This is a genomic window from Corallococcus sp. CA041A, assembly GCF_003612075.1.
GTDB classification, from domain to species: domain Bacteria; phylum Myxococcota; class Myxococcia; order Myxococcales; family Myxococcaceae; genus Corallococcus; species Corallococcus exiguus.
The window spans coordinates 1-7596 of record NZ_RAWF01000370.1; the positions used below are offsets into that span (position 1 = coordinate 1).

At 72.4% G+C, this 7596-nt stretch carries 5 protein-coding genes; 3 read left to right on the forward strand and 2 right to left on the reverse strand.

The genetic code is table 11. The features are described from left to right. The 3 genes from D7V77_RS38750 to D7V77_RS38760 all read left to right on the forward strand — a co-directional run. Window positions 1–360 (forward strand): DUF2760 domain-containing protein (locus D7V77_RS38750; protein WP_147452300.1); only part of this gene is annotated, 360 nt, incomplete at its 5' end. Window positions 361–448: 88 nt separating this feature from the next. After that, complete coding sequence (locus tag D7V77_RS38755; protein ID WP_120581245.1) at window positions 449–2311, forward strand: Hsp70 family protein; 1863 nt, start codon at window positions 449–451, stop codon at window positions 2309–2311. Window positions 2312–2336: 25 nt separating this feature from the next. After that, a complete protein-coding gene (locus D7V77_RS38760) occupies window positions 2337–5117 on the forward strand; it encodes an Hsp70 family protein (RefSeq protein WP_120581246.1) in 2781 nt (926 codons plus the stop codon). Window positions 5118–5267: 150 nt separating this feature from the next. On the opposite strand, the gene D7V77_RS38765 is transcribed toward D7V77_RS38760, so the two are convergent. After that, entirely contained in the window at window positions 5268–5690 is a 423-nt protein-coding gene (locus D7V77_RS38765; RefSeq protein ID WP_120581247.1) for a hypothetical protein, read from the reverse strand. A gap of 231 nt (window positions 5691–5921) precedes the next feature. Further along, on the reverse strand, window positions 5922–7596 hold a 1675-nt coding region (locus D7V77_RS38770; RefSeq protein WP_147452301.1), incomplete at its 5' end, for a bifunctional UDP-sugar hydrolase/5'-nucleotidase.

Here is a 7596-nt window from a genome sequence, read left to right on the forward strand (position 1 = left end):
CTCCTGGCCATGCTCCAGCGCGAGGGCCGCTTCCTGGACTTCGTGCAGGAGAACGTCGCGGCCTTCCCGGACGCGGACGTGGGCGCGGCGGCCCGCATCGTCCACGAGGGCTGCCGCAAGGTGGTGCACCAGTACCTGACGCTCCAGCCGGTGCTGCCGCAGGGCGAGGGCGACAAGGTGACGGTGCCGCCGGGCTTCGACGCGCAGCGCATCCGGCTCACCGGCAACGTCGCCGGTGAACCTCCTTATGGCGGCACGCTCCGGCACCACGGCTGGGTGACCACGGAGGTGAAGTTCCCGACGGTCAGCCCCGCCATGGAGCCGCGCGTGCTGGCGCCGGCGGAAGTCGAGCTGGCCTGATGCCCGCCTGAGGAGCAGGCGGCGCATCCTCCGAAGTCCCCTTCCCTTCGAGGAACCACAAGGCCCCTTCCCGGGGTTCCTGACCGATATGGCCCGATACGCAATCGGCATCGACCTGGGCACCACGCACTCCGCGGTGTCCTACTTCAACCTCGAGGACGGCAAGCCGCGCGGCCCTTCGCAGTCCATGCTGCCCGTGCCGCAGGTGACGGCGCCCGGCACCGTGGAAGCGCGCCCGCTGCTTCCCTCCTTCCTCTACCTCCCCAGCGCGCAGGAGTTCCCGGAAGGCAGCCTCGCGCTGCCGTGGAGCCCGGAGCCGGGCGTCATCGTGGGTGACTTCGCCCGCTCACACGGGGCGAAGGTGCCCACGCGGCTGGTGTCGTCCGCGAAGAGCTGGCTGTCGCATCCGGGCGTGGACCGGCGCTCGGCGCTGTTGCCCTGGCAGGCGCCCCCGGAGGTGCAGCGCGTGTCGCCGCTGGATGCGTCCGCGCGCTACCTGCGCCACCTGAAGGAGGCGTGGGACCAGACCTTCGCCCGCACGCAGGAGGAGTCCGGCAACGCGCTGTCGAAGCAGGAGGTCATCGTCACCGTCCCGGCATCCTTCGACGCGGCGGCGCGCGACCTGACGCTGGAGGCCGCGAAGGCGGCGGGCCTCGAGCACATCACCCTGCTCGAGGAGCCCCAGGCCGCGCTGTACGCGTGGCTGGAGGCGATGGGGGAGAACTTCCGCAGGCAGGTGCAGCCCGGGGAAGTCATCCTCGTGGTGGACGTGGGCGGCGGCACTTCCGACTTCTCCGTCATCACCGTGAAGGACCGCGAGGGCGACCTGGAGCTGCTGCGCGTGGCGGTGGGCGACCACATCCTCCTGGGCGGCGACAACATGGACCTCGCCCTGGCGCACACGCTCAACCAGCGGATGGCGGCGGACGGGCGCAAGCTGGACGCGTGGCAGTTCAACGGCCTCACCTATGGGTGCCGGCAGGCGAAGGAGACGCTGTACGCGGACGCTTCCGTGGACAAGGTGCCCATCGCCATTCCGGGCCGGGGCTCGTCGCTCATCGGCGGCACGCTGCGCACGGAGCTGACGCGCGAGGAGCTGGACCGCGTCCTCACGGACGGCTTCTTCCCGGTGACGGAGGTGGCGGACCTTCCGCGCACCGCGCGCCGCACGGGCCTGGCTCAGATGGCACTGCCGTACGCGCAGGATCCGGCCGTGACGAAGCACCTGGCGGCCTTCCTCACCCGGCAGGCGCAGGCGCTGGCGGCCAGCTCGGACTCGCCGGTGGACGTGGCGGGCAAGGCCTTCCTGCACCCCACCGCGGTGCTCTTCAACGGCGGCGTCTTCAAGGCCGGACCGCTGAAGGGCCGCGTGATGGAGGTCCTCAACCAGTGGCTCGCCGCGGAAGGGGCGCCCCCGGCGAAGGAGCTGGAGGGAGCGGACCTGGACCTCGCGGTGGCCCGCGGCGCGGCGTACTACGGCTGGGTGCGTCAGGGGCACGGCCTGCGCATCCGCGGCGGCACGGCGCGCGCCTACTACGTGGGCGTGGAGACGGCGATGCCGGCGGTGCCGGGCATGGAGCCGCCGGTGAAGGCGCTGTGCGTGGCGCCCTTCGGGATGGAGGAAGGGACGCAGGCGGACGTGCCACCCCAGGAGTTCGGACTCGTCACCGGCGAGCCCACCAGCTTCCGCTTCTTCGCGTCGTCCGTGCGGCGCGATGACCGCGTGGGCGAAATGGTGGAGGACGTGGAGTCGGAGCTGGCGTCCGGGGGGCTGGAGGAGGTGGCGCCCCTCGAGACGACGCTGCCCGGACAGCCCACGCCCTTTGGCGACCTGACGCCGGTGAACCTCCAGGCGGCGGTGACGGAGGTGGGCACGCTGGAGCTGCGGTGCCTGGAGAAGAACGGATCCGGGCGCTGGAAGCTGGAGCTCAACGTGCGCATGAAGGAGTAGAAGGGGCCCCGCACACCGGAGGCGTATGCGAATCGTCGGCATCGACCTGGGCACCACCCATTGCGCGGTGGCATCCGTGGATCCAGGCAAAGGCTCGGGGGCGCCCGTCGAGGACTTCCCCCTGCCCCAGCTCGTCCGCCAGGGCGAGGTGGCTCCGCGAGCCCTCCTGCCGTCCACCGTCTACGTCCCCGCCGGCCACGAGCTGGCCCCGGAGGTGCTGCGCCTGCCCTGGGGCGATGACGGTGGCCCGTATGTCGTGGGCGAGCTGGCCCGCTGGCAGGGTGCGCGCGTGTCCGGCCGGCTCGTGTCGTCCGCGAAGAGCTGGCTGTGTCACCCGGGCGTGGACCGCTCCGCGCCCATCCTCCCGTGGGGCGCGCCCGCGGACGTGCAGAAGCTGTCCCCGGTGGACGCGTCCGCCCTGCTGCTCACGCACATGGCCCGGGCGTGGGACTTCGCGCACCCGGACGAGCCCCTGGCGAAGCAGGAGGTGGTCATCACCGTCCCCGCTTCGTTCGACGAGGCGGCGCGCGCCCTCACGGTGAGCGCGGCGCGCAAGGCCGGGCTGGAGAAGTTCACGCTGCTGGAGGAGCCGCAGGCGGCCTTCTACGACTACACCGCGCGCCACCGCTCGGACCTGGAGCAGACGCTGTCCCAGGTGCGGCTGGTGCTGGTGGTGGACGTGGGCGGCGGCACCACGGACTTCACGCTGGTGCACGCGGGCGTGTCGCCGGAAGGGCCCATGCTGCGGCGGCTGGCGGTGGGCGACCACCTGATGCTGGGCGGCGACAACATGGACGCGGCGCTCGCCCGGCGCATGGAGGAGAAGCTCACCCAGAACGGCCGGCGCCTGTCCGCCACGCAGTGGACACAGGCCATCCAGGCCGCGCGCACCGCGAAGGAGGAGCTGCTGGGGCGAACACCGCCGGAGAAGTACGGGGTGTCGCTCATCGGCGAGGGCAGCCGGCTCTTGGGCGGCACGCTGTCCACGGAGCTGGGCCGCGACGAGGCGCACGCGCTGGTGCTGGACGGCTTCTTCCCCCTGTCCTCACCTGTGGACCGGCCCCGGCGCTCGGCGCGCATGGCGCTCCAGGAGCTGGGCCTGCCGTACGTGCAGGACCCGGCCGTCACGCGGCACCTGGCGGCCTTCCTCGCGCAGCACGCGGCGGCGGGCTTCGCGGCGCTGGGCGAGACGCCGTCGCACGAAGGCGCCCTGCCCCGCCCGGACGCCATCCTGCTCAACGGCGGCGTCTTCAACTCGCCGCAGATTTCGGCGCGGCTGGTGGACGCGCTGTCCGCGTGGTGGCCGCAGGCGCCGCGCATCCCGCTGCTCAAGCACGAGTCGCTGGAGCTCGCGGTGGCTCGGGGCGCGGCGTACTACGGGCTGGTGCGGCGCGGTCACGGCCTGCGCATCGGCGGTGGCGCGGCGCGCGCGTACTACGTGGGTCTGCAGCGCGGCCCGGACAGCGCGGAGCAGCCCACGCTGTGCCTGATTCCTCGCGGCTTCGAGGAGGGTCAGAAGGTGGACCTGGGCGAGCGCCCCTTCACGCTCACCCTGGGCCGGCCGGTGCAGTTCGCGCTCTACTCCACGACGAGCGACCGCATCGACAAGCCGGGGGACCTGGTGCCGCTGGCGGAGGACCTGAAGCCGCTGCCGCCCATCCACACGCTGCTCAAGGGCGCGTCCGGCAAGGTCAGCGACGTGCCGGTGCACCTGCAGGCCGCGCTCACGGAGATTGGCACGCTGGAGCTGTTCTGCGTGTCGGACGTCGCGGACGAGCGCTGGCGCCTGGAGTTCGAGCTGCGCGGCACCGGGGGCTCGCACGAGCTGACCGTCACCGAGTCCATGCCCGCGCGCTTCGCCGAGGCGAAGGACAACGTGGAGCGCGTCTACGGCAACAAGCCGCTGCCCCTGGGCCCCAAGGACGTGAAGCAGCTGTCGCGCACGCTGGAGAAGGTGCTGGGCCCTCGCGAGACGTGGCGCGTGCCCGTGCTGCGCGAGCTGTGGAGCACGCTCTACGCGGGCGCGAGCAAGCGCCGCCGCACGGATGACCACGAGCGCGTCTTCTACAGCCTCACCGGCTTCAGCCTGCGCCCCGGCTTCGGCTACCCGCTGGACGGCTGGCGCGCGGAGCAGACCTTCAGCCTCTTCGACGCGCTGGTGCAGCACCACACGGACAAGTCGGTGTGGACGGAGTTCTGGGTGATGTGGCGCCGCATCGCCGGCGGCCTCTCCGAAGCGCAGCAGCAGAAGCTGTACGGCTACCTCCAGCCGCACCTGGCCCGGCGCGTGCCGCCGGACGCGCCCACGCAGGGCGGCAAGGTGAAGGGCATCCAACCGGAGGGGTTGGACGAGATGATCCGCACCGCCGCCTCGCTGGAGCACCTGTCGCCGGGCGACAAGGCGGAGGTGGGCCGGTGGATCGCCGCGCGGCTGAAGGCCGAGTCCCGCTCCGGCGGCCCGTGGGCGTGGGCCCTGGGCCGGCTGGGCGCGCGCGTGCCGCTGTACGGCAGCAGCCACAAGGTCGTGGACGTGGAGACGGCGGAGGCGTGGCTGGAGCTGCTCCTGTCCCTGGACCTGCGCAAGGTGGATGGCGCGCCCTTCGCCGCCGCCCAGCTCGCGCGCCTCACCGGCGACCGCACGCGCGATCTGGATCCGGCGCTGCGCGAGCGCACGGCCCAGGCGCTGGTGGCCGCGAAGGCCTCCGACACCTGGGTCCGGATGGTGCGCGAGGTGGTGGCCCTGGAGGCGGCGGACGAAGCCCGGGCGCTCGGCGATACGCTGCCGGCGGGCCTGCGGCTGTCCTGAAGCAGGAGGCGGGCCGGCCGGGCGGATCATCGCCCGGCGGGAAGAGACCCTCCTGGAGGCTCGAAGCGAGTGGAGGCTCCGGGCAGATCCGTCACATGCGGGGCGCGAACAGTGCGCGCCCCAGCAGGGCGGATCATCCCGGGCGGTGAATCAGACCAGGGGGGTGGGCGTCGCGTCGGCCGCCGGGGCGTCGACGAGCGTCGGAGCCACGGGCGCGGCGTCGAGCGGCACGGCGGCGACGACCTGGAGCACGGGCTCCGTGGCGGCGACGGCGGGCACCTGGACGGTGGCGGCCTGGGACTCGTCCTTCTTCGGCTTCTTCGTGCCCGCGCCCGAGCGGCAGCCCCGGCACCACGGCTGGTTGCGGATGGCGCCGTCCGCCATCTTCCGCAGCCCGAACTGCGCCAGCGGCTTGAGCGTCTTGCACTTCAGACACATCAGCGAGATCAACACCTCGTGGCCGTCGGCGTCGTAGACGGAGGACTTGCGCCGCTTGCGCGGCTGGCCCGGCTCGCGTGCCTCTTTCTTCTCGGGCACGGCGGGGACCATCATCGGGGTCACTTTGTAGAGCATTTCTTCTGTCCCTCCCACGCACGGGCTCCAACCTGCTCGCGCTGGCTCAGGGCCGCGCCTGCAAGGGAGCTCGCGTGCCCTAGAGTAGGGAGGTTTCCCTCCGTTGGAAACTGATCCCAGGCCGAAAATTCGGCCCCGGGCGCCATGTGCTGATCTTCCGCTGGGTTGCGCCGCGATCCAGCCCCAGCGGATCAGCACGGAGGGAAAAATTCCAACGTCGGCCGCGCTTTTTCAGGGCTTCGCGTCCGCGCAGGGACCCGCCGCCTTCACCAGGTGCACGCGTCCGAGCGCCGGGGGCTTCAGCGCGTTGCCGTGGGCGCGGCCGTACTCGGTGAGCACCTCGCGCAGGTCCTGCGCCTGCAACAGGTGGATACGCTCTTGTGGCAGCGTGGACGTCAAGGGCCCCACCCCGTCACCTCCGCGCAGGAGGAAGTCCGGCACCGCGACCCGGTAGGTCGCCTTCGCCTTCAGCGGCTTGCCGCCCGGCAGCGTCACGCCCTGGAAGCGCTCCGGGCCCGGGCACGCGCGCAGCGTCACCTCCAGGCCGGACACCGCGAAGACGCCCTTGCGGCCGCCGTAGGCCAGCGACAGGAAGCGGCGCAGCTCGTCCGCGCTCAGGTCCAGCACCGCGAGCGTGTTGTCGAAGGGCAGGATTTCGTAGAGCTTCCCGAAGGTGAGCGGCCCCTGCGGCAGGTCCGCCCGGATGCCGCCCGCGTTCATCACCGCCGCGTCGGAGCGGGCCGCCTCCCGCATCGAGTCCGCGATGAGGTTGCCCAGCGCGCTCTCGCCCTCGTAGACCTGGGGCATGCGGGCCCGGGTCTCCACGCCCACCGGGCGGCGCTGCTCCTCCTCCACGCGCGCCTCCGCGGGGGCCACCAGCGCCTCCACGCGGGCGTCCGGCGTCACTGGCTGGCCCAGGAACGTGGCCGGCACCAGCCGCACGTCCTTCGCGTCCCGCAGCACCAGCGGATCACAGGACTTCAGCGTGGCGTCCACGGCGCCGCACACCGGGATGGCGGCGTTGATGCGCGTGCGCTCGGGCAGCACGCGGTGGGTCACCGGATCCACGAAGAGGTCCACCACGCCGAACGAGCGCGCGAGCCCCGTCGTCTCGATGACCGGCACGTCGCCGAAGAAGTGCCCCATGACCTGGTGCGTGTGGCCCGCCACCACCGCGTCCACCGCGCCCTTCGGCAGCGCCTCCAGCACCGCGTAGATTTCGCCGTCGTCGCGCTCGCACCCGGACGTGTCTCGCGGGTTCGACAGGTCCGTGCACTTGCCGCCCGCGTGCGCGATGGCGACCACCACCTCCGCGCCCTGCTCGCGCAGCGACTTCGCGGCCTGCTTCGCGGAGTCGGCCAGGGACTCGAACCGCAGGCCCGCGACGTTCGCGGGGTTGGTCGTCTGCGGCGTCTGCAGCGTGGACAGGCCCAGCAGGCCCACCTTCACGCCCTTCACGGTGACGACCGTGGTGCCGTCGTTGCCCAGCCACGCCAGGGGGCGTCCGTCCTTCTCGCGTACGTTGGAGGACAGGAAGGGGAACCTGGCCTGCGCCACGCGGGCCTTGAGCGCCCCCAGCGGGTCCTCGTCCGGACGCGTGGCCACGGGCCCGGGGCCCACCGGCCCGTAGTCGAACTCGTGGTTGCCGATGGCGACCGCCGTGTAGCCCAGCAGGTTGTACACGTCGACGACGATGGCGCCCTCGCCCAGGTTGGACGCCAGCGTCCCCTGGAACAGGTCGCCGCCGTCCACCAGCAGCACGCCGCCCGGGTTGTCCTCACGCAGCCGCGCCACGTAGGACGCGAACAGCGCCGCGCCCCCCTGCTCCACCTTCTGCCCGTCCGGCAGCGTGGCGCGGTGGGGCATCACCCAACCGTGGAAGTCGTTGGTGCCCACCACCGTGAGC

Bases quoted from the DNA above. Each gene is read 5' to 3' on its own strand.
- D7V77_RS38755 (WP_120581245.1), top strand. From the start codon at position 449: ATGGCCCGATACGCAATCGGCATCGACCTGGGCACCACGCACTCCGCG.
- D7V77_RS38760 (WP_120581246.1), top strand. From the start codon at position 2,337: ATGCGAATCGTCGGCATCGACCTGGGCACCACCCATTGCGCGGTGGCA.
- D7V77_RS38765 (WP_120581247.1), bottom strand. From the start codon at position 5,690: ATGCTCTACAAAGTGACCCCGATGATGGTCCCCGCCGTGCCCGAGAAG.